28 protein-coding genes are annotated in these 26,786 nt (G+C 52.1%); 12 read left to right on the forward strand and 16 right to left on the reverse strand.

Annotation, left to right across the window (positions count from 1 at the left end; all coding sequences use genetic code 11):
* The first annotated feature begins 22 nt into the window (after positions 1–22).
* A complete protein-coding gene (locus tag B3F49_RS05280) occupies positions 23–1,057 on the forward strand; it encodes a lipid II:glycine glycyltransferase FemX (RefSeq protein WP_293892042.1) in 1,035 nt (344 codons plus the stop codon).
* On the opposite strand, the gene B3F49_RS05285 is transcribed toward B3F49_RS05280, so the two are convergent.
* Positions 1,023–2,348, reverse strand: a complete 1,326-nt coding sequence (locus tag B3F49_RS05285) for a Mur ligase family protein (RefSeq protein ID WP_293892040.1) — start codon at positions 2,346–2,348, stop codon at positions 1,023–1,025. The two genes, B3F49_RS05280 and B3F49_RS05285, sit on opposite strands and share 35 nt — an antisense overlap.
* A gap of 492 nt (positions 2,349–2,840) precedes the next feature.
* Between B3F49_RS05285 and rpsF the strand changes: the two genes are divergently transcribed.
* The 6 genes from rpsF to dnaB are packed head-to-tail and all read left to right on the forward strand — an operon-like array spanning position 2,841 to position 6,926.
* Entirely contained in the window at positions 2,841–3,122 is a 282-nt protein-coding gene (gene rpsF, locus B3F49_RS05290; protein ID WP_293895266.1) for a 30S ribosomal protein S6, read from the forward strand.
* A 23-nt stretch (positions 3,123–3,145) separates the two neighbouring features.
* On the forward strand, positions 3,146–3,634 hold the full coding sequence (ssb, locus tag B3F49_RS05295) for a single-stranded DNA-binding protein (protein WP_293895263.1): 489 nt from the start codon (positions 3,146–3,148) through the stop codon (positions 3,632–3,634).
* A 42-nt stretch (positions 3,635–3,676) separates the two neighbouring features.
* Complete coding sequence (gene rpsR / locus B3F49_RS05300) at positions 3,677–3,967, forward strand: 30S ribosomal protein S18 (protein WP_244774806.1); 291 nt, start codon at positions 3,677–3,679, stop codon at positions 3,965–3,967.
* A 15-nt stretch (positions 3,968–3,982) separates the two neighbouring features.
* On the forward strand, positions 3,983–4,951 hold the full coding sequence (locus B3F49_RS05305) for a DUF115 domain-containing protein (RefSeq protein WP_293895258.1): 969 nt from the start codon (positions 3,983–3,985) through the stop codon (positions 4,949–4,951).
* Between the two features lie 12 nt (positions 4,952–4,963).
* Positions 4,964–5,536 carry a 50S ribosomal protein L9 gene (rplI, locus tag B3F49_RS05310; protein WP_293895255.1) on the forward strand — a complete coding sequence of 191 codons (573 nt, stop codon included), beginning with the start codon at positions 4,964–4,966 and terminating at the stop codon, positions 5,534–5,536.
* Positions 5,537–5,540: 4 nt separating this feature from the next.
* Positions 5,541–6,926 carry a replicative DNA helicase gene (gene dnaB, locus B3F49_RS05315; protein WP_293895252.1) on the forward strand — a complete coding sequence of 462 codons (1,386 nt, stop codon included), beginning with the start codon at positions 5,541–5,543 and terminating at the stop codon, positions 6,924–6,926.
* Here dnaB and rseP read toward each other — a convergent pair.
* The 9 genes from rseP to B3F49_RS05360 all read right to left on the reverse strand — a co-directional run bounded on the left by rseP (position 6,916) and on the right by B3F49_RS05360 (position 16,034).
* The gene (rseP, locus tag B3F49_RS05320) at positions 6,916–8,301 is read right to left on the reverse strand and encodes an RIP metalloprotease RseP (protein ID WP_293895249.1); all 1,386 of its coding nucleotides are present in this window, start codon (positions 8,299–8,301) and stop codon (positions 6,916–6,918) included. The two genes, dnaB and rseP, sit on opposite strands and share 11 nt — an antisense overlap.
* A complete protein-coding gene (dxr, locus tag B3F49_RS05325; protein WP_293895247.1) occupies positions 8,298–9,413 on the reverse strand; it encodes a 1-deoxy-D-xylulose-5-phosphate reductoisomerase in 1,116 nt (371 codons plus the stop codon). The genes rseP and dxr overlap by 4 nt, the downstream gene beginning before the upstream one ends.
* A 7-nt stretch (positions 9,414–9,420) precedes the next feature.
* Positions 9,421–10,251, reverse strand: coding sequence for a phosphatidate cytidylyltransferase (locus tag B3F49_RS05330; protein WP_293909492.1), 831 nt, complete (start codon positions 10,249–10,251; stop codon positions 9,421–9,423).
* A gap of 5 nt (positions 10,252–10,256) precedes the next feature.
* Positions 10,257–10,955 (reverse strand): polyprenyl diphosphate synthase, encoded by a 699-nt coding sequence (gene uppS, locus B3F49_RS05335; protein ID WP_293909494.1) that lies wholly within the window; start codon positions 10,953–10,955, stop codon positions 10,257–10,259.
* Position 10,956: 1 nt separating this feature from the next.
* Positions 10,957–11,511 (reverse strand): ribosome recycling factor, encoded by a 555-nt coding sequence (frr, locus tag B3F49_RS05340; protein ID WP_293909496.1) that lies wholly within the window; start codon positions 11,509–11,511, stop codon positions 10,957–10,959.
* Between the two features lie 60 nt (positions 11,512–11,571).
* Complete coding sequence (gene tsf / locus B3F49_RS05345; RefSeq protein WP_293895237.1) at positions 11,572–12,423, reverse strand: translation elongation factor Ts; 852 nt, start codon at positions 12,421–12,423, stop codon at positions 11,572–11,574.
* A gap of 11 nt (positions 12,424–12,434) precedes the next feature.
* Positions 12,435–13,331 carry a 30S ribosomal protein S2 gene (gene rpsB, locus B3F49_RS05350; RefSeq protein ID WP_293909498.1) on the reverse strand — a complete coding sequence of 299 codons (897 nt, stop codon included), beginning with the start codon at positions 13,329–13,331 and terminating at the stop codon, positions 12,435–12,437.
* A gap of 173 nt (positions 13,332–13,504) precedes the next feature.
* Entirely contained in the window at positions 13,505–14,092 is a 588-nt protein-coding gene (locus B3F49_RS05355) for a Maf family protein (RefSeq protein WP_293909500.1), read from the reverse strand.
* Positions 14,085–16,034, reverse strand: a complete 1,950-nt coding sequence (locus tag B3F49_RS05360) for an ABC-F family ATP-binding cassette domain-containing protein (protein ID WP_293909502.1) — start codon at positions 16,032–16,034, stop codon at positions 14,085–14,087. Before B3F49_RS05360 ends, B3F49_RS05355 begins: the two co-directional genes overlap by 8 nt.
* A 112-nt stretch (positions 16,035–16,146) precedes the next feature.
* Here B3F49_RS05360 and B3F49_RS05365 point away from each other — a divergent pair, with 112 nt between their 5' ends.
* The gene (locus tag B3F49_RS05365) at positions 16,147–17,631 is read left to right on the forward strand and encodes a type I 3-dehydroquinate dehydratase (protein ID WP_293909505.1); all 1,485 of its coding nucleotides are present in this window, start codon (positions 16,147–16,149) and stop codon (positions 17,629–17,631) included.
* 1 nt (position 17,632) lies between these two features.
* Here B3F49_RS05365 and B3F49_RS05370 read toward each other — a convergent pair whose 3' ends face one another.
* From B3F49_RS05370 to B3F49_RS05390, 5 genes are read right to left on the reverse strand one after another with little or no spacing between them, the layout of a single operon-like run.
* Positions 17,633–19,534, reverse strand: coding sequence for a hypothetical protein (locus tag B3F49_RS05370; protein WP_293909508.1), 1,902 nt, complete (start codon positions 19,532–19,534; stop codon positions 17,633–17,635).
* Positions 19,522–21,183 carry a DNA repair helicase XPB gene (locus B3F49_RS05375; RefSeq protein WP_293895295.1) on the reverse strand — a complete coding sequence of 554 codons (1,662 nt, stop codon included), beginning with the start codon at positions 21,181–21,183 and terminating at the stop codon, positions 19,522–19,524. The genes B3F49_RS05370 and B3F49_RS05375 overlap by 13 nt, the downstream gene beginning before the upstream one ends.
* Positions 21,183–22,232, reverse strand: a complete 1,050-nt coding sequence (gene aroC / locus B3F49_RS05380; RefSeq protein ID WP_293895219.1) for a chorismate synthase — start codon at positions 22,230–22,232, stop codon at positions 21,183–21,185. The genes B3F49_RS05375 and aroC overlap by 1 nt, the downstream gene beginning before the upstream one ends.
* Position 22,233: 1 nt before the next feature.
* On the reverse strand, positions 22,234–22,764 hold the full coding sequence (locus B3F49_RS05385; RefSeq protein WP_293895216.1) for a shikimate kinase: 531 nt from the start codon (positions 22,762–22,764) through the stop codon (positions 22,234–22,236).
* 2 nt (positions 22,765–22,766) lie between these two features.
* Positions 22,767–23,240 carry a hypothetical protein gene (locus B3F49_RS05390; RefSeq protein ID WP_293895214.1) on the reverse strand — a complete coding sequence of 158 codons (474 nt, stop codon included), beginning with the start codon at positions 23,238–23,240 and terminating at the stop codon, positions 22,767–22,769.
* 65 nt (positions 23,241–23,305) lie between these two features.
* Between B3F49_RS05390 and B3F49_RS05395 the strand changes: the two genes are divergently transcribed.
* On the forward strand, positions 23,306–24,457 hold the full coding sequence (locus B3F49_RS05395) for a deoxyguanosinetriphosphate triphosphohydrolase family protein (protein ID WP_293895211.1): 1,152 nt from the start codon (positions 23,306–23,308) through the stop codon (positions 24,455–24,457).
* Here B3F49_RS05395 and nrdR read toward each other — a convergent pair.
* Positions 24,454–24,918, reverse strand: coding sequence for a transcriptional regulator NrdR (nrdR, locus tag B3F49_RS05400; RefSeq protein WP_293895299.1), 465 nt, complete (start codon positions 24,916–24,918; stop codon positions 24,454–24,456). The genes B3F49_RS05395 and nrdR overlap by 4 nt on opposite strands.
* Positions 24,919–25,144: 226 nt before the next feature.
* Here nrdR and B3F49_RS05405 point away from each other — a divergent pair, with 226 nt between their 5' ends.
* The 3 genes from B3F49_RS05405 to B3F49_RS05415 form a co-directional block, all read left to right on the forward strand.
* Positions 25,145–25,804, forward strand: a complete 660-nt coding sequence (locus tag B3F49_RS05405) for a hypothetical protein (RefSeq protein WP_293909511.1) — start codon at positions 25,145–25,147, stop codon at positions 25,802–25,804.
* Positions 25,794–26,294, forward strand: a complete 501-nt coding sequence (locus B3F49_RS05410; protein ID WP_293895305.1) for a nucleoside-triphosphatase — start codon at positions 25,794–25,796, stop codon at positions 26,292–26,294. Before B3F49_RS05405 ends, B3F49_RS05410 begins: the two co-directional genes overlap by 11 nt.
* A partial coding sequence (locus B3F49_RS05415; RefSeq protein WP_293909515.1) for a queuosine precursor transporter occupies positions 26,287–26,786 on the forward strand: 500 nt, incomplete at its 3' end. The genes B3F49_RS05410 and B3F49_RS05415, both read left to right, overlap by 8 nt.

The raw sequence follows: 26,786 nt of genomic DNA on the forward strand, positions 1-26,786 counted from the left end.
TCATAAGGGGAAGGTGGAAGCGATGGTTGTCCGGTCGATTGATTACAAGAAATTTGTTTGTGCCGGATCGGTGATGCAGAGCAGTTACTGGGCTGCCGTCAAGCATGGGACCGGTTGGAAGCCGTATGCCTTTGAGGTTGAGGACGAAGAGAGGCAGTTTTCTCTCCTGGTCCTTGTCAAGCAGGTGCTGCCGTTCTGGCAACTGGCGTATATACCGTTTGCCCCTGAGCAATCCTCTCAAACAGGAGAGCTTCTCAAGCAGCTTGCAAAAGCCCTGCGCAAGAAGCTTCCCTCCTCTGTCTTTGCGTTACGCTACGACCTCCCCTTCGATGAAGTCAACGATCAGAATGTCATGCTCTACAACGGCCCCCGCTTCAGAACCTGCAGGGAAAGTGTCCAGCCTGAAGGGACTGTGCGCATCGATCTGCATTGGGGGTATCAAGCGGTGACGAAGGGGTATCGCGACAGAGCAAAACGGGCCCTTCGAAAAGCCAGCCAGGTTTTTGAGGTGGGCCTCTGGGGCGGCGATGGTGCCTCGTTCAAGCGTTGGTACGAAATCTATCTGGAAACTGCCAAGCGTGACGGGTTCTCCCCACGGTCGGAAAAATATATCAAAGCGCTCTTGTCCCTGGATGGCAAGGTGGCCGGCGATGTGGAGTGCAAACTCCTGCTTGCTGCAGAAAAACGCAAGATAGTGGGTGGCATCATCGTGCTGTTTTCCAAATTCGAGGCTGTCTATCTCTACGGGGCTTCCCTGCGCTTCGACTCTCTCTCTTGTGCTCATGTGTTGCAGGATTATGCAATCAGGATGGCTTGTGAGAAAGGTTGCGCAATCTATGACTTGTACGGCATTCCCGGTCCCAAGGGAAGGGGAAGCCATTTGGCGGGTTTGGAGGTGTTCAAGCTCTCCTTCGGCGGCCAGGCGTATTATCGTACTCCTTCAACCGATTATGTCTATGCATTCATACCTTGGAAAATCTATGCTGTTTCGGAGTACATCAGATATCATTTGAAGCGGCGGGTCAAGCCTCAAGAAGGAGTCCAACCAAATTCTTGAACTGGTTGCCTCGGTCGAACTCATTGGCAAAGAGTTCAAAGGAAGCGCAACCAGGTGAGAGCAGGATTGCCTGAGGCAGATCCGGGAGCTCGTACTGTTTTGCTTGGGCGGCATCGAAACTTGCCTGCAAAGCGTCCCCCATGGCCTTGAATGGACCCATGTACGCAATTCCGTGCATCTGCAGAAGAGGCAGCAGCTTGTTTTGTGTGAAGCTGCCATCCAGAAGGGAAATGCTGCTTGCTTGCTTCACCTCTTGCAGCATGGCATCGGCTTTCAGGTTCTTGTCCGTCCCTCCGCAGATCAAGTGTACTGCCATCGAGCTGAATTTCGCATACGAGAAATGCACTGCCTCCGGTATGGTTGCAGCGCTGTCATTGACAAACAGGATGGAGCCGAGCGTTCCAACCTGCTCGATGCGGTGAGGCACTCCCTGAAAGCTCTCCAGTGCCTTGAGGATGCTCTTGTATTTGAGACCCAACGCCAACAGGATCGCATAGGCGCTCTGCAGATGGGGTTGCTGTTCCAGTTCTTTCGGGCAGGATCGGTCGATGCCCCTGATGTGCCGGCGGTCGAGTTTTGTCTGCATCTGAATCCGCTTCATCATGACATCGGGGACCACTGCGGTGTGAATGTTTGGTGTGAACAGCTCGAGTTTGTCCTCAAGGTACTGTTCGATGGATTCGTAGGAGTTGAGGTGGTCGGGATAAAAATTGGTAAGCGCGCAAACCTCCATGATGGGAAGCTGCCCATGCAGGGATTGTACAGAGTCCCTGATTTGCCAGGAGGAGAATTCTACAACCAGAAAATCGGGAAGCCTTCGTCCTTGTTCGTGCCGTCGTTCCCACTCCCTGAGTACGGTAAATGCGCTGATGCCCATATTGCCGCACTGCATCGCTTCATATCCGAGGGATGTCAAGACATGCGCTACAGCAGCACTGGTGGTGGTTTTTCCCTTTGTCCCGGTTATCCCGATGATTTTTACCTGTTCACACCAAGGCGAAGAGAAGAGCCAGGCAAAGTCGTTGACCACCATCCTGGCATGGGCAAGCATCGGATGATTGGGTGGGATGGCGGGATTCTTGACAACGATGTCCGCCCAGAGGAAATCTTCACTCCGATGTGTTCCCGATATGCATGAGGCGCCGCGAAGCGTGAGCGACTCCATCTCGGAGCCCAAGTCGCAAGCTCCCTTCAGGTCTGTTATCCTCACTTCATCGCCATGGTCGAGAAAATAGGACGCAGCAGCATAACCTCCACCATGCATCCCCAGTCCGAAGATGAGAACCTTCATACAACCTCCACCTAGCTCTATAGTAGAAAGAAAGTGGGAACAGAGCAAGACGAATCCGTGCAATTTACAATGGAAATCGTGTTCGGAGATTTTGTGCTCATCCCCCTTGACCTTGGTTTGGTATACTCGCATAATAGTACGGTAATTACAAAACCACCCTGATTCGGTTGACACTGAAAAAAAATCGGATGGTAAGGAGCTCTACAGTGCCTTGTGGAAGAAAAAGAAAAAAGCATAAGATTGCTACTCATAAGAGAAAGAAAAAGCTCAGAAAAAATAGACATAAGAATAAATAGTTTTTTCTGGTAATCTTTAGCTTGGTACCAAAGCAGAAAACCGTCGGTCGCTCCGGCGGTTTTTTTCTGCAAGTACGTATGGCATTGTAAGATATTGCATCGGTTTTGTTGACCTTGGTGTGAAAAGTATGGTAGTGTTCAGAGAACCTCTTTATCCGCTCTTGTGGGCGGATCATTTAGTCCGTAAGGAGGAACCATGAGAAATTATGAGTTCACCGTTATCTTCAATGCAAATGAAGAGAACACAAACGCTGGCCTGGAGTATGTGACCAGCACCTTTGCAACTGCCGGGGTAGAGATTACCAAGCAGGAAGACATGGGCGTCAAATATCTGGCCTATGACATCAAGAAACAGGAAAAAGGACATTACGTCTACTTCGAATTGAAGGCAGATCCGAGTACTATCCTCGAATTCGAACGAGGATTTCTCTTGAACTCCAACATTTTGAAGTACCTGTTTGTAAACACTGAGAAATAATCTAAAAGAAATGGAGCAAAAGAATGGCAAATGACTTGAATGTAGTCGCGTTGGTGGGTCGGCTTACGAGGGAGAGCGAGCTTCGTTATTCCAATGGAGGTATGGCCATCTGTCGTTTTTCCATTGCAGTCAACCGGAGAAAGAGGACGGCTGACAATCGATGGGAGGATGAAGCCAACTTTTTTGACTGCACGATGTTTGGAAAGAGTGCCGAGTCCATCAACCAGTATCTGGAAAAGGGCAGGCAGGTCTCAATCATCGGAGAACTGAGACAGAGTCGCTGGGAACAGGACGGACAAAGTCGAAGCAGGGTAGAAATTGCCGTCAATTCTTTGCAGCTCCTTTCCAGTCCCGGTTCTACCGAAGGTAGAAGCGAGAGAAGCTACGGCGAACAGAACGTGGCAAGAAATCAGGGGTCATACAGCCCTCGTCCAAGTGCCAAGCCGGAATCAGTTCCCATGATGGATATCTCCGGTCCCGAGCAGTTTGACGACGACCAGATCCCATTCTAGAACGCTGCCCGGGGGCAGCCGATGTTGCAAGGAGAAATATGCATGCGTGATGACGATAATGATTCCATGATGAATGATATGGATGGAAAAGGTGGAAGAGACAGACGGATGGGTGGCCGAAAGCCCGCTTTCCGCAAGAAGGTTTGCAAGTTTTGCACCCAAAACCTTACTCCCGACTACAAGAATCCCGAGATGCTTCGGCGCTACATCACCGAGCGTGGAAAGATTCTGCCCGCCCGCATCACTGGTTGCTGTGCCAAGCACCAGAGAGCAGTTACCAACGAAATCAAGAAGGCCCGCGTGCTTGCGTACCTTCCGTTTGAGAAGAAGTAAACTGTGTTGGGCAGCATGAACCAGAAGAATCGTGAAGCACTGAAGTTCCTGTTGATCTCTGTGGGTGTAAGCTATGTGCTCTCCCGCATGATGGTCGGCAATTTCCTCTTCACAATTCCCTTGATGGTTCTTGCCCCAAAGTTTTCCGATCGCAAAGGAGAATTGCTTCCCGTCATCCTGGTGGCTGTCTTGATACTGCTCACCGAGTTGATTCGCTCAAGGAGCGCCTTGAGCAGTGAGGAAGGAAGGATCCTGTTGGTGATTGGATTGTTCATCCCCTCTGTGTTGTTGGTTGCTGCTGCGGTATGGATCGCGATGGCAAAACAACGGACAGTGTACCGCTACCTGGCTTCCTGCCTCTTCGGGGTGGTCGCCTCCTTCGCGGTGGTTATCTGGTTTTCACAGCCGACCGAGCCGTTGATGCGGGTATACTCATTAATGTATGAGACCTTCCGCCTCATTCTTGGTCAGGCTTCCGGCACGACAGATTCAGTCCTTCCGATGGCAGAGGATGCCCTCAAGGGAGTGTTTCACATGTCGGTATTGACGATAGGAGCCGTATTGGCTCCGCTGTGTATGGCATTGGTAGGATTTGCCAGTTTCCTGGCAATGAGTTATCAGGCGCGGTTTGATGGCGGTTTTTCCGTCCGGGTTTCCAAGTGGAGAGTTCCCGATCCTGCGATCTGGATTTTTCTCGGCTCCTGGACTGTGGTATTGCTGCTGATTCTTGCCAAGTCAGGCTATCTGGTCAGGGCTCTGTCCCTGCAGGTTGCCCTGGGAAGCGCTGTGTTGTATGCTGTGCAAGGTATGGCCATCGTGACACATTTCATGTTGCGAAAAGGCCTTGCCGTCAATACGGGAAGGTTGGTCACAACCACATTCCTGCTGGCTTTTCTGATTCCCGGGGTGAACCTGCTGGTTGTCTTTGTACTGCCTTTGTTGGGTGTTACGGAGACTTGGATTGTGTATAGACGTAATGAGTAAGGAGTTTTCCCTATGAAAATCATTCTCAATCAGGATGTCGTCAACCTCGGTGAAGAGGGAGACGTTGTAGTTGTAAAGGACGGGTATGCCCGTAACTATCTGCTTCCCACCGGTATGGCTGTGATGTTCAACAAGACCAACCAGGCCATTTTGGCTTCCCGTGCCGCTGCCATCGAGAAGCGCAAGATCGAGAAGCGCAGCGCCAGTGCAAGCCTGAAGGAGAAACTGAACAAGGTTGTCCTCACCATGGTTGTCACTGCCGGCGAGAGCGGCAAGCTTTTCGGTTCTGTCACTTCCTCCATGGTTCAGGAAGCTCTTGCAAAGCAGGGTATCGAGGTCGATCGCAAGAAGATCGAGGTCCCCACCCATGCAATCAAGATGGTCGGTACCTACTCGATCCGCATCCGCCTCTATGAGGACGAGAGTGTAGAACTCAAGTTGGTGGTTGAAAGCGAAGCTACGGTCAAGGCCCGCCAGGTGGCCGAGGCAAAGGCTGCTGCAGAAGCTGCCAAGGCTGCTGCCAAGGCTGAAGCTGAAGCTGCCAAGGCTGCTGCCCAAGAGGCACAGACCGAAGCCACCGAGTAAGTGCATGGCGTCGAATAGCATGCTGGGGCGCGTCCCACCCCAGAATGAAGAGGCGGAACGCGCAGTATTGGGAGCTATCCTGCTCAATGAGAAGGTCCTTGTTGAAGTGACCGACTTTTTGGGCAAGGATGACTTCTACAAGGTAGCTCACCAGCAACTGTTCGGTGCCATCGTTGCGTTCAGGCAGGAGAGTTCTGAAACCCTCGACCTTATTACGCTCAGCTCCTATCTGAAGCGAAAAAATTTGGTTGAGCAGTGCGGGGGACTCTCCTACATTTCCACCCTCACCAGCGACGTTCCCACTACGACGAACGCCGCGTATTATGCAAAGATTCTGAAAGCCCTCAGCCAGAGGCGCAAACTTTTATTGTTCGCCTCAAAGCTCAAGGACAACGCTTTTGACGAGTCGCAGGATATCCAGAAAGTCATCGATGAAGGAGAGCAGGCTCTCTCGACGTTGAGCAATGAGACTGCAGGCAGCGACAATTACTACTCGATCAAGGATCTTATCACCAATACCATCAGTGATATCGAGATGCGCAGCACCAGCGGGATCAAGAACGGCTTTGAAACCGGATATATTCCTTTGGACTCCATCACCGGTGGTTTCAAGAAGCAGGAGTTCATCATTGTCGGGGCGCGACCATCAATCGGCAAGACCGCCTTTGCACTTTCCATGACCTTGAACATGATCGTCAAGAAAAAGTACCGGGTTGGTTTCTTCTCGCTCGAAATGAGTGCCTCAAGCCTTATGGAACGACTTCTGACCGGTCACAGCCGTGTTGACTTCTCCCATATCCGCAAAGCCACCCTGAAGAACAGCGAGATGAGTGCCATCATCGATGCCTCCGGAGCCTTGTATGAAGCCGAGCTCTACATACAGGATACTCCCAATATGAAGCTGATGGAGCTCAGGGCCCAAGCCCGCAGGATGAAGCTGGAGCACGACATTCAGGTGATATTCATCGACTATATCGGTCTGATCGATGCCGAGGCCGATGCCCGCATTCCCCGCCATGAACAAATTTCCATCATCAGCCGGTCGTTGAAACAACTTGCCCGTGAACTCGATGTTCCGGTGGTCTGCCTCAGTCAGGTAGGACGTCAGGCCGACGGTGTAGAACCCAAGCTCAGCGATTTGCGCGACAGTGGATCGATCGAGCAGGATGCAGACGTCGTCATTCTCCTGCATCGCGAAGTCGGTAAGAACCGCACCGACGATGAGGGCGAACGCGAAAAGAACAACATTCAAGAGACGAAAATCATCATGGCCAAGAACCGAAACGGTGAGACCGGTGTATTTTCTCTTGCATTTGTCAGCAATATTGTTCGTTTTGAGGAAATGGAGTTCAGCCGCAAATATGTGGCTGGCAACAATCCTAACGCCTGATCGACAACAGATGGCGGACGTCGACCAACGTCAAGAGCAAAAAAATCCCGATAATACAGGCAACACCCAGAAGCTGGAGTACATAATAGGTCTTGGGTCGGATCTGCTTTTTTCTCACCCATTCGCACAAGGCGATTATGATCTGGCCCCCGTCGAAGGCGGGCAGTGGGATGAGGTTTGCTATGGCCAGTGAAATGGAGACCCCGCCCATCAGATAGAAGAGTGCGTAGAGTCCGCTTCGAGTGTTTTGTTCCAGACCCAGGGTGGTGATATCGCCGATGAGCAGGGCCGAGCGCGCCATGCCCGTGACCGAACTGCGCAGGTTCTCCTCATCCCGGGAAAATACGCGGGCAATCATTGCAAAGGTTTGGTCCACAATATGTTTGGTGCGGGTATAGCCCTCGATGATGCTGAACGGCATGCCTTCCCGCCTCACCGTCCCGGCAGCAAGGGAGAATTGCAGGTCCAAGGCACCGCTCTCATCGAGCTTGGGGGTGAAACGAATGAGAACCTCACGCCCATCACGAAGGACGGTCAACGCTATTGAGATCTGGGTTGCATTGAGGGTGGAGAGCAGGTCGAGATGGTTGGCGACCGGCTTCCCATCCACTGCTTTGATCAAGTCGCCTTCACGCAACCCTGCACGATACTCCTCGGAGTTCGGCCGTACACTTCCCACCAGAGCTTGTTGGAGAACGGTCAGCCCATATCGGTAGGTCCCATCAGTGTTTTGCTCTCCTGAAACGGTAATCTCCAATTCGGTATCATCACGTTTGATGGTGAAGGTTTCAGTACCTTTGGATTTACTAAGCCGACGCTCCAGATCCTCCCAATCGACAATGTTCACACCATTGAGTCTCGTAATTTCATCTCCGGTCCGAATACCTGCCTCTGAAGCAGGGCTGTGCGCATCAGAGAACAAGGCAGGGTAGTCGTCGACCACAGCTACTATGGGAAGCCTGGAAATGACTGGCATGGGGAGGGTTGCAAGCACTGCGTAGAGCAGGATGGCGAAGATGAAGTTGGCCAAGGGGCCTGAAAGGTAGGTGATCATCCGTTTGGATGGATGGACCGAGAACAAGGATCCCTCTTCGGTGTGGGTGAAGGTTCGATGCCCTCCGATGAGGGCCTGGCTGAGATCGTCCGATCCCTTCAGTCGGCAATACCCACCAAGGGGAAACATGCTGATGCGGTATTCAGTGCCTTTGTACAGCGTACCCAGCAGCTTCGGTCCAAGCCCGAAGGAGAAAATTTCAACTTCTATACCATGAATTTTTGCAGCAACCAGGTGGCCGATTTCATGGATGACCACCACGATGGTGATGCCTGCCAGCCCGATGAGATATTTCACCAAGAGGGAGGCGGTCTCACTCATACAAGACTTCTTGCCAGCTGTCTGGCTTTTTCATCCAGGGCCAAAATCTGTGAAAAGGATGCAACCTCTTCATCCCACCTCTGCTGGAGTGTCCGCTGTACCACCTCAATTAATTTCAGGTACGAAATTTTTCGTTGCAGAAAGGCATGCACCGCGATTTCATCGGCGGCATTGAAGGCAAGGGCGCTTGAACCTTTGCGGTTGAGGATCTCAAAGGAGAGTGCGAGCAGAGGAAAGCGCTTGAAGTCTGGTTTCTCAAAGGTCAGGGACAACGAGGAAAAGTCGAGTGGTCTGACCAATGAAGTCCCTCCTTCGCCCAAGGCATTGATGATCGGCAGGGTCATATCGGGAGTACCGAGTTGGGCGTAGACAGCACCATCGAAGGTGCGAATCATCGAATGGACGATTGACTGTGGATGAATCACCACTTCGATCCGGTCGGCGTCAAAACCGAACAAGTAGGAGGCTTCAATCACTTCCAAAGCCTTGTTTGCCATGGTTGCGCTGTCGATGCTGATTTTCTTTCCCATGTTCCAGGTGGGATGGGCGAGAGCCTGATCGACCGTGATGGTTGAAAACTGTGAGGCGTCGAGTGTTCTGAACGGCCCGCCGCTCGCAGTAAGGACCAAGGATTGCACCTGGTTTCGTTCATGGCCCTTGAGCAGTTCAGCCAAGGCTGAGTGTTCGCTGTCGACCGGTATGATGCGGCAGTCGTTTTCTTTAGCCACATCAAAGAGGTATGATCCAGCGCATACGATGCTTTCCTTGTTGGCGAGGGCAAGATCGAACCCACATGAAAGGGCTTCAAGGGAAGCCTGCAAACCTTCAAAGCCGGCGATGGCATTGAGGACGATATCTGCTTCAAGCGAGTGAAGCATCTGCTTAAGGCCGGAAAAGTATGAGTAAGTCTGAATGTTGGGAAGTGATTCGAGCTCAGATCCGGTAAGGCACACTGCCTTGACAGAGAATTCCCGGGCCAAGGCAACCAACTGGGATTCATTGGCATGCGCCGACAATCCAACGACGGAGAGATCGAGGTGCTTGGTTCGAATGGCCTTGAGTGCAGTAGTGCCGATACTTCCTGTACACCCAAGGATGATGACCCGTTTCATACAACTCCTAGAAGAGCGAGAGCAAGATCCAAAAAACAGGGGCGCTTGCCAACATCGAATCGATGGAGTCCAAAAGGCCGCCGCGGCCGGGGATCAGGTTTCCACTGTCCTTCATGTGAGCAGAACGCTTGAAGGCGCTCTCAATCAAATCACCGATATTGGCAGCCGTACTGGTTGCCAAGCCTAGGATGATCGCCTGGATCAGGGATACCTGTTCCTTGATGCCTGGAACAAAGAAACAGAAAAGAACTGAAAGCAGGATTGTAGTTGCCGTCCCGCCGACAAATCCTGCAATGCTCTTGTTTGGGCTTACCTTGACAAATCCCTTATTGGCCCTGCCGAATGACATACCGAAGATGAAGGCAAAGATGTCATTGCCGAAGACAAGCAAGAAAAAGAGCAAAAACGATTGGGTGGGGTAGGCGAGCGTGGAAATTCGTTGGATGAACGTAATCAGAAGGCCGGGGTAGAGCAAAAGCAGGCTTTGCCCTGCAATACGGGAGAGAGATTTCGCAAATGCATCCCCGACCCCATAGAATAATTCGTTGGAGAAAAGGCCCAAAGCCATGAGTACGACAGCCAAGTCGACCAATGGAAGGTTGGGATAATACGCTATCTCAAGCCACTGGGCGAACGGCAGCAAACCGATTACATAGGAAGGAAGATGAACCTTTACGTTCTCGCTTTTTTGATAAAGATCCTTCAGCTCTTTCGCCCCCCAGCTTGCAGCGGCCATGGCAAGGATCGAGAGAGCGAGATAGGAGTTGTGGGGGAGGAAAAAAATTATGCAGAACAAGGTAGGAAGCGTAACTATGGTGGTAAGCACCCTCTTCGCCATTGATGTCATTCTACTCCCCCAAATTTTCTTACTCGCTGGCTATAATCCTGGCAGACTTTATGAATATCATCCTCGTTCCAGTCAGGCCAATATTTTTCATAGAAAGCAAGCTCAGCATATGCACTGTCCCACAAGAGAAAATTACTCAGTCTCTTTTCGTTTGCACTTCTCACTATCATATCGACAGGCGGTACCTGAGGCAAGTCCAAATTATCAGCTATGGCAGCCTCGGTAATGCTTTTTCCTGGGTTCTGCTTGAGGAATTTGTTCACGGCCCTGCAGATTTCATCCCTTCCTCCATAGTTGATCGCTATGATAGCGGTAATGGTGGAGTTGTTTCTTGTTTCCAAGACAGTTTTTTCAATGGCCGTTTGCACATCATCAGGCAATGCCTTGAGATCGCCCCTGGCAAGGATGCGAATCCCATGTTTGTTGTAGAATGCCAGTTCACCATGAATCTTCGAAACGAAGAGATGCATCAAGTACTGCACTTCCTGCTCGCTTCGTTTCCAATTTTCAGTAGAGAAGGTATAGAAGGTGACATACCCGATGCCCTGTTGTGCCGCCTCGCATATCACTCGTTTGAGGGCTTTCAAGCCTTCAGCATGTCCGGCGGTGCGAGGAAGCGATCGCTTCTTCGCCCATCGGCCGTTTCCATCCATGATAATGCCAAGGTGGACAGGGACAACGGGTTTCTCTTCCATCCTAGATCTCCATGATTTCCTTCTCCTTCTCATCAGAGAGGGAGTTGATCTGGGCGATGTAGGAATCGGTCATCTTCTGAATCTTGCTCTCGGCGTCCTTGAGCTCGTCCTCGCTGATTGCCCCGCTTTTCTGCAGTTTCTTCAGTTCATCCATGGCCTCCCGCCTGATGTTGCGCATCGCAACCCTGCTCTGTTCCGCAGTAGCCTTTGCGCTCTTGACCAGTTGCTTGCGCCTCTCTTCATTCAAAGGGGGGAAGTTGAGACGGATCAGCTTGCCGTCGTTGTTCGGAGGGAGTCCGAGGTCGCTTTTCAGGATTGCCTTTTCGATAGCGCTCAATACGCTCTTGTCCCAAGGCTGGATGACAATCATCCTGGCCTCCGGCACGCTGACAGTTGCGACTTGGTTGATGGGTGTCTCCGATCCATAGTAGTCGACACGAATCTTGTCCAGAAGGGATGCCGAAGCTCTTCCGGTTCTCAGACTGGAAAAATCCTTGGAAAGACTCTCAAGACTCTTAAGCATCTTGTTTTCGCACGTATCAAGTACCTGTTGCATAGATATCTCCAATAAAACTACCGCTCACAGGGGTGAGCGGTGGGCATTAAACGATTGCAGTTAGTTACTGCAGGAAGCGACGCCGGCGCGAAGGAAGGAGAAGTTGACAATTTCGAGCTTGCCGCCCGCACTCTTTGCAACTTCAGCAGCCTTCTTCTCAACACTCATGGAGTCGTCCTTTACGAACGGCTGTTGGAGAAAGCAGATTTCTGAGAGATGCTTGCTCAGCTTGCCCTTGACAATGCCTTCCAATACCTTGGCGGGCTTGTCGAGTTTTGCCGCCTGAACAGTGAAAATCTCAGTCTGCTCCTTGATATATGATTCATCAACGGTGGAGGTGCTGAGATACGCGGGGGTGAAGGCAGCGACGTGCAGGGCACAATCGTTGGCGAATTCCTTGACCAACTCGTTCTCGAACAACTCAGCCTTGTCCGCCTTGAACATGACCAATACTCCCAAGGAACCATTTCCATGGATGTAGCTGGAAGCATACTCATTCGGTCCAAGCTCGAAGAAACACAGGTTTTTCAGAGCCATGTTCTCCTTGATGATGGCGATAAGGTCATTGACCATGCCGGTCAACTCGTCGTTGATCTGCTTATATCCCTTGGCGAGTGCGACATCACAAATCTTGTTGCCAAGCTCGGCGAACTGCTCATTGGTGGCAACAAAGTCGGTTTCACAGGAAAGTTCAGCCATAACAGCCTTGTCTTTCTGCACCTTTACGAATATACGGCCGTTGTCGGTTGCACGATCCTGGCGCTTTGCAATTGCAGCAAGCCCCATTTCCTTGAGGAGTCTTTCAGCAACAGCGAAATCGCCGTTGGCCTGAGTCAATGCCTTCTTGCAATCCATCATGCCTGCACCGGTAAGGTCGCGCAGTTTCTTTACTTCATCAGCGGTAATTGCCATGCTTGTTCTCCTTAGTCTTTGTACAAGGTCTCTTCATCAACGAGAAGGTCCTCTTCTTCGCCCTCATCCTCATCCTCATCCTTCTTCTCTACAGCCTTCTCCTCGAACTTGGAGAAGTCTGCATTCTCATCGGTGGAAAAGACGATGGCTTCTTCTTCCTTGTCCTTGTTGACGACTTCTTCACTCTCGTCTTCGTTGCCCAGAGTCTCGATGATCTGGATGCCGGCTTCATTGTCGGCGTCAACTACTGCGTTGGCGATGATCTCAACAAAAAGGCTGATGGCACGAATTGCGTCATCGTTGCCGGGGATGGGGTAGGTGATATCGGTGGGGTCGCAGTTGGTGTCAACGACGGCAATGACAGGAATTCCCAAACGTTTTGCCTCGGCTACAGCGATGGCTTCTTTCTTGGTGTCGATGATGAAGAGGGCTCCGGGCAGATCCTTCATATCCTTGATGCCGCCAAGGTTCTTCTCCAGCTTGATTTTCTGCTTGGTAAGCAGGGAGACTTCCTTCTTGGTAAGGGAATCGAAGGTCCCGTCGATTTCCATCTTCTCAATCTTCTTCAGCGTTGCAATGGATTTCTTGATGGTGCTGAAGTTGGTCAACATACCACCGAGCCAGCGATTGTTGATGTACGGCATGCCGCATCTCTTGGCTTCTGCTTCAATAGCCTGCTGGGCCTGCTTCTTGGTTCCAACGAACAGGACCGTCTTGCCCTGCTTTACGACTGCACGAACAGCATCATAGGCTTCAACGATGCAGGCAGAGGTCTTCTGCAGGTCGATGATGTGGATTCCATTTCTCTGACTGAAAATGAAACGGGCCATCTTGGGGTTCCACCGCTTGGTCTGGTGGCCGAAATGCACGCCTGACTCGAGCAGGCTCTTCATGGTAACTACGGACATAATCCTCCTGTCTGACGACACACCTCTCCCAACGGGACAGGTCTTGACTGTGCGTCACCCTTCTACTCTTACTCACCCCTGGGGGCGGAGATTCCGTTTTGTATACACAAACCGGTACTGCCTAGTATTTCAGAAAACAAAAAGTATGACAAGTATCAGGGAACCCATAGCTGTCAGGGTGAAGTCTTTTCTTCCAGAATTCTTTTCAACTGTTCCACCGGCAAGCCGATGACCGTCCCCCTGTCTCCATCGATTCGGTCAACCAAGTGCTTTCCCAGCCCCTGGATGCGGTAGGAGCCTGCAGCTCCTTCCCACTCCCGCGTTTCTAGATATGCTTCAAGTACCGGCTCATCCAGGTCCTTGAACCAAACCAAGGCCCGATCCGCATCACAGAACTCCTGATTTTCATACCACAACGCCCACCCTGAGTAGACATGCTGGGCCTTTCCGCTGAAACTCTGAAGCTGGTTCTTTGCATCCATCTGGTCAACAGGCTTGCCGATGAGCTTGCCCTCGAACCATATGAGGGTGTCGCAGCAAAGCACCGGAAGGGTATAGGAAGGGTGCTCTTTCCGATAAGCCTGCAGCTTGCGTCGGGCAAGCATGGCCACCACGTCAGCCGGATCTGACATGTCGAATGTCTCATCGCTATGGGTGGGACAGGTTGCAACCTCGATTCCCAGCTCCTGGAGCAGTGCCTTGCGTGCCACCGATTGGCTGGCAAGGATGAGGCGGGGCAGCATGTGACTCAATTCAGGCAAGTTCTTCCTCCAATTCCTCTATTTCCATCGTCAAGGAGAGCCAGGATTCCTCCTGCTGTTCCAATGCCATATGCAGATGCTCCTTTTGTTGGACCAGTGCGGTTATCTTTTCAGCATTGCTGTAGTTTTCAACCAAAGCCATTTGCTGTTCCGTGTGCTGGATTTTTTCCATAAGCAATTCATGAGCCTTCAACAGCTCATCACTCTGCCTGCGCAGCGTAGTGAGCCTATTCTTTTTCCGGTTTGCTTCCTTGAAGGAGAGGGCGGCTTTTGCTGCAGAAGGTTCGCCACTGCTCACCGCCGAACTTTTTTTGTGGCTCTCGACTTTCTCCTTCTGTTCCAGCTTGTAGATGAAGTACTCATAATCACCATCAAACACTTCGGGTGGCTTGTCTTCGGTAAGGTAGAGAATCTTGGTAGCTATATGTTCAATGAAATAGGAATCGTGGCTGACGAACACCATGGTGCCATCGTACTGTTTGAGGGCTTTGAGCAACATCTCCTTGGCGTTTATGTCCAAGTGGTTGGTCGGTTCGTCGAGAATGAGCAGGTTCACCGGATGCAGCAGGATTTTGAGCAAGGCGAGCCTGCTCCGCTCCCCGCCGCTGAGCACCGACACCGGCTTGAATACATCATCCCCGCTGAAAAGAAACGAGCCAAGATAGTTGCGCAGTTTTGGCAGGTCGGCGGTTGCCGCTATGCTGGAGACCTCCTGGAGAACTGAATTATCAGGATTGAGGGTTTTCTCCGTATCCTGGGCGAAGTAGCCGATTGTTACGTTGCTGCCAAGCCGTACGATTCCGCTGAAATCGGAATCCTGTCCGCTGATGATCCTTAGCAGCGTGGATTTGCCACTGCCGTTCTTGCCCGTGACGGCAAGCCTCTCCCCTTTGTTGACCAACAGGGAGAAGTCGGAAAAAATCTCCCGGGTGGAATAACGCTTGCCAAGATGCTCGATGATCAGCACATCGTTTGGGCTGTGCGGAGCAGGAGGAAAGCTGAAGGAGAGTTGCTTCAGGTGCGACGGCACTTCAACGATATCGAGTTTTTCAAGCATTTTGATGCGGCTCTGCACCTGCTTGCTCTTGGTCGCCTTGTACCGGAACTTTTCTATGAACTGCTCGGTTTTCTCAAGCTGTTCCTGCTGCACCTTGTAGGCGGCTTCCAGTTGGGCGATTTCCAGCTCCCGTTGCTTGACATACTGGGTGTAATTGCCGCTGTAGCGATGCAGTCTGCCTTGGAAGAGCTCATAGACTTCATTGACCGTTTCGTCGAGAAAGCCTTGGTCATGGCTTACAATCATCACGCCGCCATCAAAAACTTTCAAATAGTTTTTCAGCCAGTAACGAGCCTCGATATCGAGATAGTTGGTCGGCTCGTCCAGCAGCATGATCGTGGGATTCTCCACCAGGATCTTGGCCAGGGCGATTCTCATCTGCCACCCGCCGGAGAACTCCTTGGAGGGGCGGTCCATATCCTTGTTCGAGAAACCCAGTCCGAACAGGACCTGCTGGATGGACTCCTTGCGGCCGTAGTATCCTTCATTGAGCAGGGTTTCCTGAATCTCATGCACCCGAATCAGGAGCGACTCGGTCTTGTCTTCCTCGCCCGCCCGGGCAAGGTTTGTTTCCAGCTCATGCAACTGCTCCAACATCTCATCAAAACGGGCATAGGCCTTCTCGACTTCCTCGTATACGGTGCCTTCCTCAAAGACGATGTCGCTTTGCGGAAGATAGCTGATCCTCATGCCCTTGGTGGCCGAATATGCAAAGTCATCCGCACTCATGTGGCCGCTGATCACCTTCAGCAGGGTGGACTTGCCGCTCCCATTGCCTCCGGCAAGTGCACTGCGGCTTTTATCCGATAAGGTGAAGGAGATATCACTTAGGATATCCCGATCGGCAAAAGCCAATTGAACCCGTTGTACCTGCAAGGTTGCCACGCTCGTTCCCCTTTCTCCAAACGGGTGTTGAAAAGCCCGTTGAATGACGTTATGATTACCTTAACACAAGCGTGTATTCGGTGACAATCCACCCCAACTCAGGAGGTCTTCAGTGCTTTGCCTTACACTTACCGGCTCAACCTTGGAGGAGAACCGGGCATTAGTTGAACGCAACCGCAAATGGATCTCCCTTGCAGAGCTCCGTCTCGATTACCTGCACCCGGATGAACAAAAAATCGCCTCTTCTTTTCCTTCCACCGTAGACCTGCCGGTGATCCTGACGCTCAGGCGCAGCTCTGATGGAGGTGCCTGCACCCTGGGGGAGAAACAGCGGCTGCAACTGCTGTATGAGGCTGCAAAAGGCGATTTTGCCTATGTCGATATTGAAGAGGACGTCAAGAAAGCCGATTTGAAGTTCAAGGACCCGCTCTTCGAGCAGAAAGTGGACCTTGAGCAGAGCCTGAGGCAGCGTTCGGTAAAAATCATCCGTTCGTATCACAACTTTGAGTGCGTTCCTGCCGATATCTATGCAAGGATCAGCAAGCTGGCAGCAAAAGGCGATATCCCCAAGGTTGCTGTCACACCGCAAAGCATGATGGATGTAATCACGCTGTTCCGTGTGGAGCAGGAGTTGGGCAACCTCAAGGAAAAAATTGTCATCGGCATGGGCGATTACGGCATCTGCACCCGCATATTGTACAAAAAGTGCGGATCTTTGCTCAGTTTCTGCTCCGATGGCCAAGCCGCGCCCGGTCACCTCGGCGCCCAAACGATGAGTGAACTCTATCGTGCTGACAAACTTGACGAGAAGACCCATATATTCGGCATCATCGGCAACCCCGTCTATCATACGGCCAGCCCGAAAATCCATAATCCCGGTTTCGAAGCCATCCGGTACAACGCAGTCTATGTCCCCTTCCTGGTCGATTCCGTCCGGGCGTTCTTCAAGCTCGCAGAAATGTTGCAGATCCATGGGTTCTCCGTGACGGTCCCGCACAAACGCAGCGTGCAGCCGTACCTGGGAAGAATCACCCGCGAGGTGAAACAGATCGGTTCCTGCAACACAGTGGTACGCATCCAGAACATGTGGAAGGGCATCAATACCGATTACTACGGCTTCTTGGCCCCGATTTCCGAACCGCTAGGCAAGGGCGAAATCAAGAATGCCTTGGTCGTAGGGGCCGGAGGAGCCGCTAGGGCGGTGGTGTGGGCGCTTCACAATCATGGAGTGAAGGTCACCATCCTGAACCGCAGTCTCGAGCATGCCCAAACGCTTGCATCAGAGACGATGAGCTCATTCGATACCTTGGAAAACGCCCATCTGTACAACGGAATCCCTGAGTTGGTTGTGCAGACAACCTGTGTCGGCATGGGAAATCTGAGCGATGAGGAAAGTATTCCCTCCTTCAGCTTCACCGGAAAGGAAATCGCCTATGATCTGGTCTACAATCCCAGACTGACACGTTTCTTGAAGCGTGCCATGGAAGCAGGGTGTACAATCATCGGAGGCTCACAGATGCTGATGGAGCAAGGTAAACTGCAGTTTGAAGCCTTCACCGGGTATCACTATCCCCACTGGATCCAGGCTGACATCTGATTCACGAGACATGAAATCGAACCAGCTGTATGAGAAAGATTTTGCTGATGGGAAGGATCTTCACTTCCATGGTCGGCATGACCGCTGCTTTCAGCAGGGCTTCCCGCTCGACCGTGTAGGCCACCTCGAGGGCCTGAACGACCAATTCCTGATCGGTCAGCTGCAATTGCAATGCTACATCCTTGCGACCGACCGCCTGCCGGACCAGACTGACCTTGCCTTGGTAGTCAAAGCCGCCTGCTTCAATAGTGGTATTGATCGCCTGGGCTACAACCTGGCTTGACGAAAGAATCATTTTTGCGTGGAATCGGTGCAGCAAATCCTGTTTTTGTGCTTGGGTGAACGGGGATGACTCGATTTCCCTCTGCAGGGATTCATCGGTTATCATCTGAATCTTATCGCCATCCACTTTGAGTGTTGTACAGCGGTGGCATCGCAGTGCCTGTTGTACAAGAAGGGAGAGCGAGACCGGTTCTTTCTGTTTTAGTACCTCGATTTTCTCGTACGACCTGGTAGCACCGATAAGCAACCCCGCAGAGGCCAGGATCTGCCGCCATGTCTCCTCGGTATCGCGTCGCATCAGAAACAGGGTAGGGCTGATGCTCTTGTATCGGTGCTCGGCAAGGGCCGGAAGGTTTTGGACGACATGGGCGGTCCTCTCATCACAGCTCAACAGCAGTGCGTCATACACGGTGATGGCTTGATACCGCTCATTGAGCATGCCAAGCTGCTTGAGCAGCAAGGAGTGCATTGCTGTACTGCTGTTCTCTTGCAGATACTGCTCGATTTCCCGATAGCTGAGACCTGAATCCAAACCCCGGAGAAAACTCTCCTTGGTCAGGCGGTACCGTTTTTGGCGGTCAAGCACCTCGATGAAGGTGAATCGATAGAGGATATCGTCCATCAGGCGGTTCCCCAGATAGCTGATCGTCTGGTCGCTGTCTATCAAAAGTGCATTGGATTGCTGTTCAAGCTCGATATCGGCGACCTTCCACACCCCGTCGAGGGTGATGACACCCCAAGTCGACAGATGAGTCAGCACCTCACTGTCATAGGCGATGCCGTGCTTGAGTGAGAGCGAGCGGATCAAGAGTTTCAGCGAGGAGGTGTCGATTTGCGCAAGAGCGTTGAGGTAAGAGAGCAGGTCGGAGCAAAAAGCGAAGCTGCTTTCTCCCCTGAACGTGTTCATCTGCGAGCACAACAACAAACATATGAGCTGATGATCGTTCAATTGCAGCAACATCCTGGCCCTGTCGTAGTCGATCGATACTTTTTTCTCTCCTGTGAGAATCAGATTCTGTGTCAGTACCTGGGTGAGTGCGGTGAACATCTGCTGCAACGGTTGCAGTTCGAAGCTTGGGAACACTTTCAGGTACTCTTCACGAAATACAGCCTTGGACTCTTTGGCGACCAGCGACAGGTAGGCCCGCAAAAATTCGGTGCTGCAATACGGGGCGGTGGAAACCTGTTGCCCGTGTTCACCGAACAGGGGCCTGAGGCTGCACCGCGACGCCAGTTCTTCAGCAAGCAGGGGATTGAATACGAGTTTGCCCTCATCGGTGAGAAGGACCAAGCGCTCCTGCAGATTGGCCACCCGCCTGAGAACCGTACCATAGCTGTACGAGCCTTTGAGCAGATCCATCACACCTTCCGATGGAAGGGGACCGGTGACTGCAAGCAGGCTGAGGATCACCAAATCGAGCTCGTCCAGAAGTTCCAGCATGCGGTCCTGGTGTGTCTTCTGGCTGAAGAATTGGCAGAGTTTTGCCGTCAGCTGGGGTTTATGGAACGGCGTGGTCACCACCCCGAGGTAATTACGCACCAAATAGAAATACGTGTCCTCGTTGTAGCGGCCCAGCATTTTCATGAATAGCTGTTGTGCCTGATCGGTCAATTGGTCCATACCTCTATCTCATAAGAATATCCCTGCTCGGCAAGGAATTTTTGGCGGTTGGAGGCAAACTCCTCCTCATTGGAGTAACGGGTCACCACCGAGTAGAAGAAACTCGATCGGTTTTTCGGCCTGAGGATTCTTCCCAAGCGCTGAGCCTCCTCGCTTCGGCTCCCAAAGGTGCCGGAGACCTGGATGGCGACCGAAGCATCGGGCAGATCGATGGCGAAATTGGCCACCTTGCTGACAACCAGAATCCTGCAATCACCTTCCTTGAAGGCCTTGTACAGTTCCTCACGCTTGGCATTCGGGGTGCTGCCGGTGATGATGGGAAGTCCGAATGCATCAGCAATCTGTTTCAGCTGGTCCAGATACTGGCCTATGATCAGGATGAAATCATCCGGATGCCGGCTGACCAAATCCTTCACCACCTCCAGCTTCAGTGGATTCTCGCTGGCCATGCGATACTTTTCCCGCTTGGTTGCCAGTGCATAGGGAATCTCCAACTCCTTGGGGAGGTCGATGCGGATTTCATGGCAGTATGCTTCGGCGATGAAACCCTGCTGCTGCAACTCGTTCCATGGTACATCGAAGCGTTTGGGACCGACGAGGCTGAACACCTCGTCCTCCCTTCCGTCCTCCCGCACCAAGGTGGCGGTCAGACCGACGCGGTAGACTGCCTGCAGCTCGGCGGTGACCTTGAATACAGGAGCGGGCAGCATATGCACTTCATCGTAGATGATCAGGCCCCAACGGCCCTTGGTCAGCAGTTCCAGATGGGGGAACGGCCCTTCCTTGTCAGGGCGGTAGGTGAGCACCTGATAGGTGCAGACCGTCACATCCCTTGGGTCCTTGCGCTCGCCGGTATATTCACCGATTTGATCGCTGCCAAGCGTGGTCTTGTCCTGAATTTCCTGCATCCACTGGTGCACAGCCGCCACATTGGTGGTTACCACCAAGGTACGGGTGCACAGCCGTTGCATGATCTGCATGCCCACCACGGTCTTGCCTGAACCACAGGGCAGTACTATGGTGCCGAAGCCGCAACCGGGTCCCAGATCCCCAAGCAGGGCATCAGAAGCCATCTGCTGATAGGGTCTGACGGAAAAAGGTTTGCCGCCGAGGGTTTCAGTCCTCAAGGCGATCGGTACTTCCGGCCCCTTGGCGAGCGGCACCCTGTCATCGACCGGGTAACCGATTTTGATCAGTTGCAGTTTCACCTCGCCCCGTGCGTACGTTTCCAGCAGAAAGGAGTGTTCATCCTTGACCACCAGCAGCTTGGACAGGGCCTTGCGCTGCATCAGCTCGGTCTTGATCCGCTGACTATCCACGGACAACCGATAATAGCGGGGGTCGTCGCTTTCGCCCAGGCGGACTTTTCCCCATCTCGATGCAATGTCCTTGACGTAGAAAAGGATGCTTTCGGGAACGGGAAACCTCGACCAGGCCTTGAGCCTGTCTACAACCGAATCCGCATCGAAACCCGAGGAGGCCGCATTCCACAAGGAAATGGGGGAGAGTGCATAGGTGTGCATGTGTTCCGGGCTCTTGATCAACTCACAAAAGCGGACCAAATCGGCACGGCAGGCCTCACTGTCCTTGTGATGGACATCCAACAGCAGGGTCTTGTCACTTTGTACGATCAGGGGGGTGTCTTGCATCATGTTCTTCCAAACGCAGTGTAATAGAGGTCGATCAGCGTGATGGCCACCATCGCCTCAACCACCACCACAGCCCGGGCACAGATGCAGGGGTCGTGTCTGCCCTCCACCACCAAGGTTGTTGTCTCATTGTTCTTGTTGACTGTCTGCTGGGCCCTGGAGATCGAGGAAGTGGGTTTGATGGCTGCCTGCAGGACGATTTCCTGCCCGCTGGAGATGCCGCCCAGAATCCCTCCTGCATGGTTGGATAAAAACCCTTCGCTGGTTCTCTGGTCGTTGCACTCGCTGCCCCGCATTGCAGCACAGGCGAAACCCGAACCGAATTGGATTCCTTTCACCGCCCCGATGCTCATCACAGCATGGCTGAGCAGGGCCTGCAACTTGCCGAAAACCGGCTCGCCGAGCCCGGCGGGGACGCCGTTGACCCTGCACTCGATAACGCCGCCGATGCTGTCGTTCTCTGCTCTCACTTGTTCGATCAGGGCTGTCATCTGAACGGCGGCAACCTTGTCGGGGCAGTTCATGACATTGTCCGCCTCATCCCAATTCCGTTTATGGGCAACTATCGAGCCGACTTGCACCGTCCCGGCCTGGATGGTTATTCCCCGTTTTGCAAGCAGCTGCATGGCTAAAGCCCCTGCAGCAACCCGTGCACTGGTCTCCCTTCCGCTGGACCTGCCGCCACCTCGGATATCGCGAATCCCATACTTCTTGTAGAAGGTCCAGTCGGCGTGTCCTGGACGGAAAACATCCTTCAGGTGGTCGTAATCGGCTGATTTTTGGTTGGTGCTGTAAAGTATCATGGCAATCGGGGTGCCGGTGGTATAGCCCTCATACACTCCCGAAAGAATGGAGAGTTCATCGATTTCATTGCGCTTTGTCCCGGAGGGATTTCCCCCCGGACGACGACGGTTCATCTGTTCCTGCAGCGCCTGCATATCAATCTTGAAACCGCTTTCCACCCCGTCGATGATGACACCGAGGGCAGGGCCGTGAGACTCGCCGAACGTGGTGACGGTAAATGCATTTCCAAAGCTGTTGTGACCCATTTCATACCTCGCTCTTGAGTGTTTGCACAAGGAAGTTGGCTGTATCGCGGATATCGGGATAATTTGGTAATTGTACCAAAACATCACAGATGTTTCCATAGATTGCGTGTCTTCTTGCATACAGGGCGTGAAATGAGCCTTTTGGGTCTTTCTCATCCAAGAAGGGAGGTACTCCGTCATGAAGAATCCTGCCAAGCAGCACCTCTTCATCAACCATCAAATAGATCAGTTTCCCATGGCTTTTTGCAAGGCTGAGCAACTCGTTGTTGTCCGAGGCCCCGCCTCCAAGGCTTATCACGGTGCGTTGTGTTTGCAAAGAGAGAAAAGTCTTCAGCGAAATGACTTCCTGGTTCTGGAAGGCTGCTTGGCCCTCCTGCTTATAATAGGCTCGTATGCTCAGGCAAGGTGCAATGGCTCTCAGTATCAGGTCGTCCAAATCAACCCAAGCCAGATTGTTTGCTTTCGCATACAAACGTCCTAGCGTGGATTTCCCGCTGTGCTTGATCCCGCAGAAAAAAAGATGGCCGTCCATACTCATCGCTGGTCGAACAAGCCGATCCACTGCTCGTCATAGGCATCGATGGAAGGAACCTCGGCTGCTTGCTTGGTATAGTACTGTTTCCTGCGTCGTTCCTTCTGCTGATGAACCAAGGTATCCACAGCCATCTGGTACCGGGCTTCATGCAGGTTCTTGCGCACCTGCTCCTCATAGTGATTGATGTGAACCGTCTTTTTCAAGGCGAAGTGGAAGGTGACAATCATTGCATACCAGAAAAGGGAGAGCAGAAGCGGTTGCAGGTCGAAATAGGTATAAGGCAGCGGTATCGATCCTGGATCGCTGGCGACCCGGTAGAGATTGAGTGCGTTCGGCCACAGGATGAACAAGGTCAACAAGAGAGGGACGATCCAGTACAAGCCTTGGCGTGAAAACAGAAAGCGCAGGCAGGCGGTGAAGGCGAGAAAGTTCAAGAGCAGGCAAACCAAGGGAAGTGCATATAATTCAGCCATGGAACCTCCGCTATCCAAGGAGTCTTTTCCTATGATACCATAGGCCAACGATTTGGGGAATAACTATGAAATTGCAGAATCAAATCTCCGAGCAGTTGTTGAAACAACGAAAGACCGAGAAACAAGAGGATGTTCGTGGTCCTTACTACCGCGATACCACCGCCATCATCCACTCATCGGCCTTCAGGCGGCTGAAGCACAAGACCCAGGTCTTCTTCGCTCCAAGCAACGACCACATCTGCACCCGCATGGAACATTGCCTGCATGTGGCCTCCATTGCATCCACCATCTGCCGAGGTCTGGGCCTCGATACCGAACTGGCCTGGGCGATTGGAATGGGCCACGACTTGGGCCACACCCCCTTCGGTCATACCGGTGAGAAGATTCTCTCTTCCAAGATGCAGCAGGCGGGCTTCGGCCCATTCGAACATGAGATAAACAGCCTCAGGGTCGTCGATTTCCTCTCCAACCAGGGCAAAGGTCTCAACCTGACCTATGCAGTGCGTGATGGTATTGCCTGCCACAACGGTGAAAAACTGGTGAAATCCATCAAGCCGACCTTTGAGGTCAGAAACTTGGATGCCTTGCAAGAACGCAAAGGCCTGCTTCCGGCAACCTATGAGGCCGCAGTCGTCCGGCTTTGTGACACCATTGCGTATCTGGGTCGGGATTTTGAGGATGCCTGCAGACTGGGGCTTATATCCAAGAGAGATCTTCCTTGGGATGTGGAGAAGCTCCTTGGAAACCGAAACGCCCAGATTATCGATACCCTGGTATTTGATGTCATCGAACATTCAAACAGTGAGGATGGTATCAGTTTCAGTGATGAGTTGTTCCCCGCAGTCCAGAAGATGATTGCATTCAACTATGAATACATCTACAAAAGCCCCATGCTGGAAGGGTATGAGCGATATTTCAGCCGGCTTTTCACCCTGATATTGGACTATCTCGGGTATCTGCTTGCCACCTATGAGTTCAACGAGGAGCTGTACACCCAGGAAAAGAACATGCTTGCAATGGGGTTCTATCATCATTTGATGGATATGAAGGATGCCTACCTGCAAAAGGACGGCAACCTGGACCGCCTGATCTTCGACTATATCGGAGGCATGAGCGACAACTTCTGCCTCGATTGTGCCAACGAGATTCTCAAGCCGGAGCATTTGAACGACAGCATCGAGCACTCGCTTACCGGAAAATGGTTTGACGTGCGCTAGGCGAGTTCCTTGCCCAGCTTTTGGATTTCGGCAATGAACTGGCCGAGGTCGTTGAAGGCCTTGTAGACGGCTGCAAAGCGGACATATGCCACCAAATCCACTTCCCTCAGCTGCTTCAGTGCTTCATCCCCGATATCTGAAGAGGCGATTTCCCGTTTGCTTCCCACCTTGAGCATGATGGCATCCTCGATGTTTTGCAGCAGGGTGTCTATTTGATTCTCACTGATTTTCAGTTTCTCGGTGCAAGAGCGTATGCCTCTTCCCAATTTGTTCAAATCGAAGGGTTCCCGTCTTCCGTCACGTTTGATGACCATCAGCGGCTTGTCCTCGATCCTCTCATAACTGGTGAAGCGGTAACCGCACGAATTGCACTGGCGCCTGCGCCGAATCGTTGAACCGCTGGAATTCTGCCTCGATTCCAATACCTTGTCATCCATCTGTGAGCAGTGGGGGCATCGCATACAGGTTCCTCCTCGTGCATCCAGTATACACACTGTGCATGGGCTTCACAAGAAAATAGTGTTTTTATGGCGCCATTTTCGATACAATTATCAATGCTTTACACTAGATGTAGGTTTTGATGTGTTTCGCTGAGGTGTAGTGCAGCTGTGCAATTTTCCAACAATTCCAGCTATATTTGTTGTAAAAAGTTATATCTTGTGATAATAATAACATAACGGAGGCAGTATGGCTGATTCAGTAAGCGGTTGTGTAAAACGGATTGTGGACAAATCTCCTTTTATCCACGAGATGTTGATCAATGGGATTCTCTCGTTCAGCAATTACGCATCCTCGATCCAGGACGAGGTTCAGAAAGCTTACGGCAAGGAAGTCAAAGCCAGTGCCATCGTGATGGCCCTCAGGCGCTATGCTGAAGAGTTGCGCAAAGGCAGCTACAAGAAACAGGTGGGTAATGTTGAGTACGGGATTGTCATGAAGACCAATATCTTCGACCTCAATCTGGTGCGCCGCGACAGTTTCATCAGCAAGTTGGGTGTCCTGTATGGACAGATCTCCACCGAGAAAGGTGATTTTTTGAATATCACCCTGGGCAGCCATGAAGTATCGTTGGCGGTCAGTGAGAAGTACCGATCTCTGGTCGGCGAGCTCGCCAAGGACGAGGAAGTGTTGCATCAGATGGACGACTTGGTAGCCCTCTCCTTGGTGTTCACCGGTGATTTCCTCCAAACACCGGGTATTGTCTATGAGGCGGTGAGGCATTTGGCCTGGGAGCAGATCAATGTGATTGAAATCGTCTCTACGATGAATGAGCTCACCTTTGTCATCAAGCGGGAGGACTCAATGAAAGCGTTTGATGTACTGCAGGGCTTCTTGAGTGCAAACTAGGCTGACCTTGGTGGTCGCTCCCCTGAACGGGGGAAAGACCACGTACTTGGTGCACTTGATAGAAACACTGAAACAGGACGGTCTTGCTGTAGGCGGAGTGCTCGCCCTTGCCAATCCTGAAAAAACTTGGTATAGACTCAAAGACCTGTCCAGTACAGAGTCCAGGCTTGTCCTCTGTGAAACGCAGTCGCTTGGGATGCAGCGCATAGGCCGCTTCAGCATCGATGCTGAAGGTTTTGCCTGGGCGAACGCACTCATAGAGAAATCACTGGGGAAATCCGATGTGGTGGTCTTCGATGAAATCGGCAGGCTGGAGTTGAACGACGGTGGCTTGGCCCCTTCGTTTCGCAAGGCTCTTGCCCGAAAACAGGTAAGTATCCTTGCTGCTGTCAGGGATGTGCATGTAGAGGAAGTGGTGAGGCATTTCGGCCTGGAGGCATCCGAACTGAATCTGGTGCAGGTGAACAAGGATGATATCGAAAATGAATGAACTCTATTGGTTTGTAATGCTGCTCTGCAATTTCATCTTGATCATGTTTGCTTTCCGAAAATGGGGAAAGCTGGGTCTGTACATCTGGGTGCCCATCAGCGTCATCGTTGCCAATATTCAGGTTACGAAAAACGTCATGCTTTTCGGATTGGAAGCCACGCTTGGCAATATCGTCTATGCCACAGGTTTCCTTGCAACCGATATTCTCAGTGAGTTCTACGGAAAGAAAGAGTCGGCAAAAGCGGTGGCGATCGGTTTTTTCAGCCTGCTCACCATGACGATCCTGATGCAGGTCGCACTGTTCTTCGAGCCGGCTGTTTCTGATATCGGCCATGCTTCCCTGGCCCACATATTTGGCTTGATGCCGAGAATCGCTTTCGGCTCCCTGACTGCCTATGTGATCAGCAATATGCACGACATCTGGGCCTTTGATTTCTGGAAGCGCAAGAAGCCTGGACGCAATACCTTGTGGCTGCGCAACAACCTGAGCAC

The sequence above is a fragment of the Sphaerochaeta sp. UBA5836 genome (genome assembly GCF_002432845.1).
Classification (GTDB): Bacteria; Spirochaetota; Spirochaetia; order Sphaerochaetales; family Sphaerochaetaceae; genus Sphaerochaeta.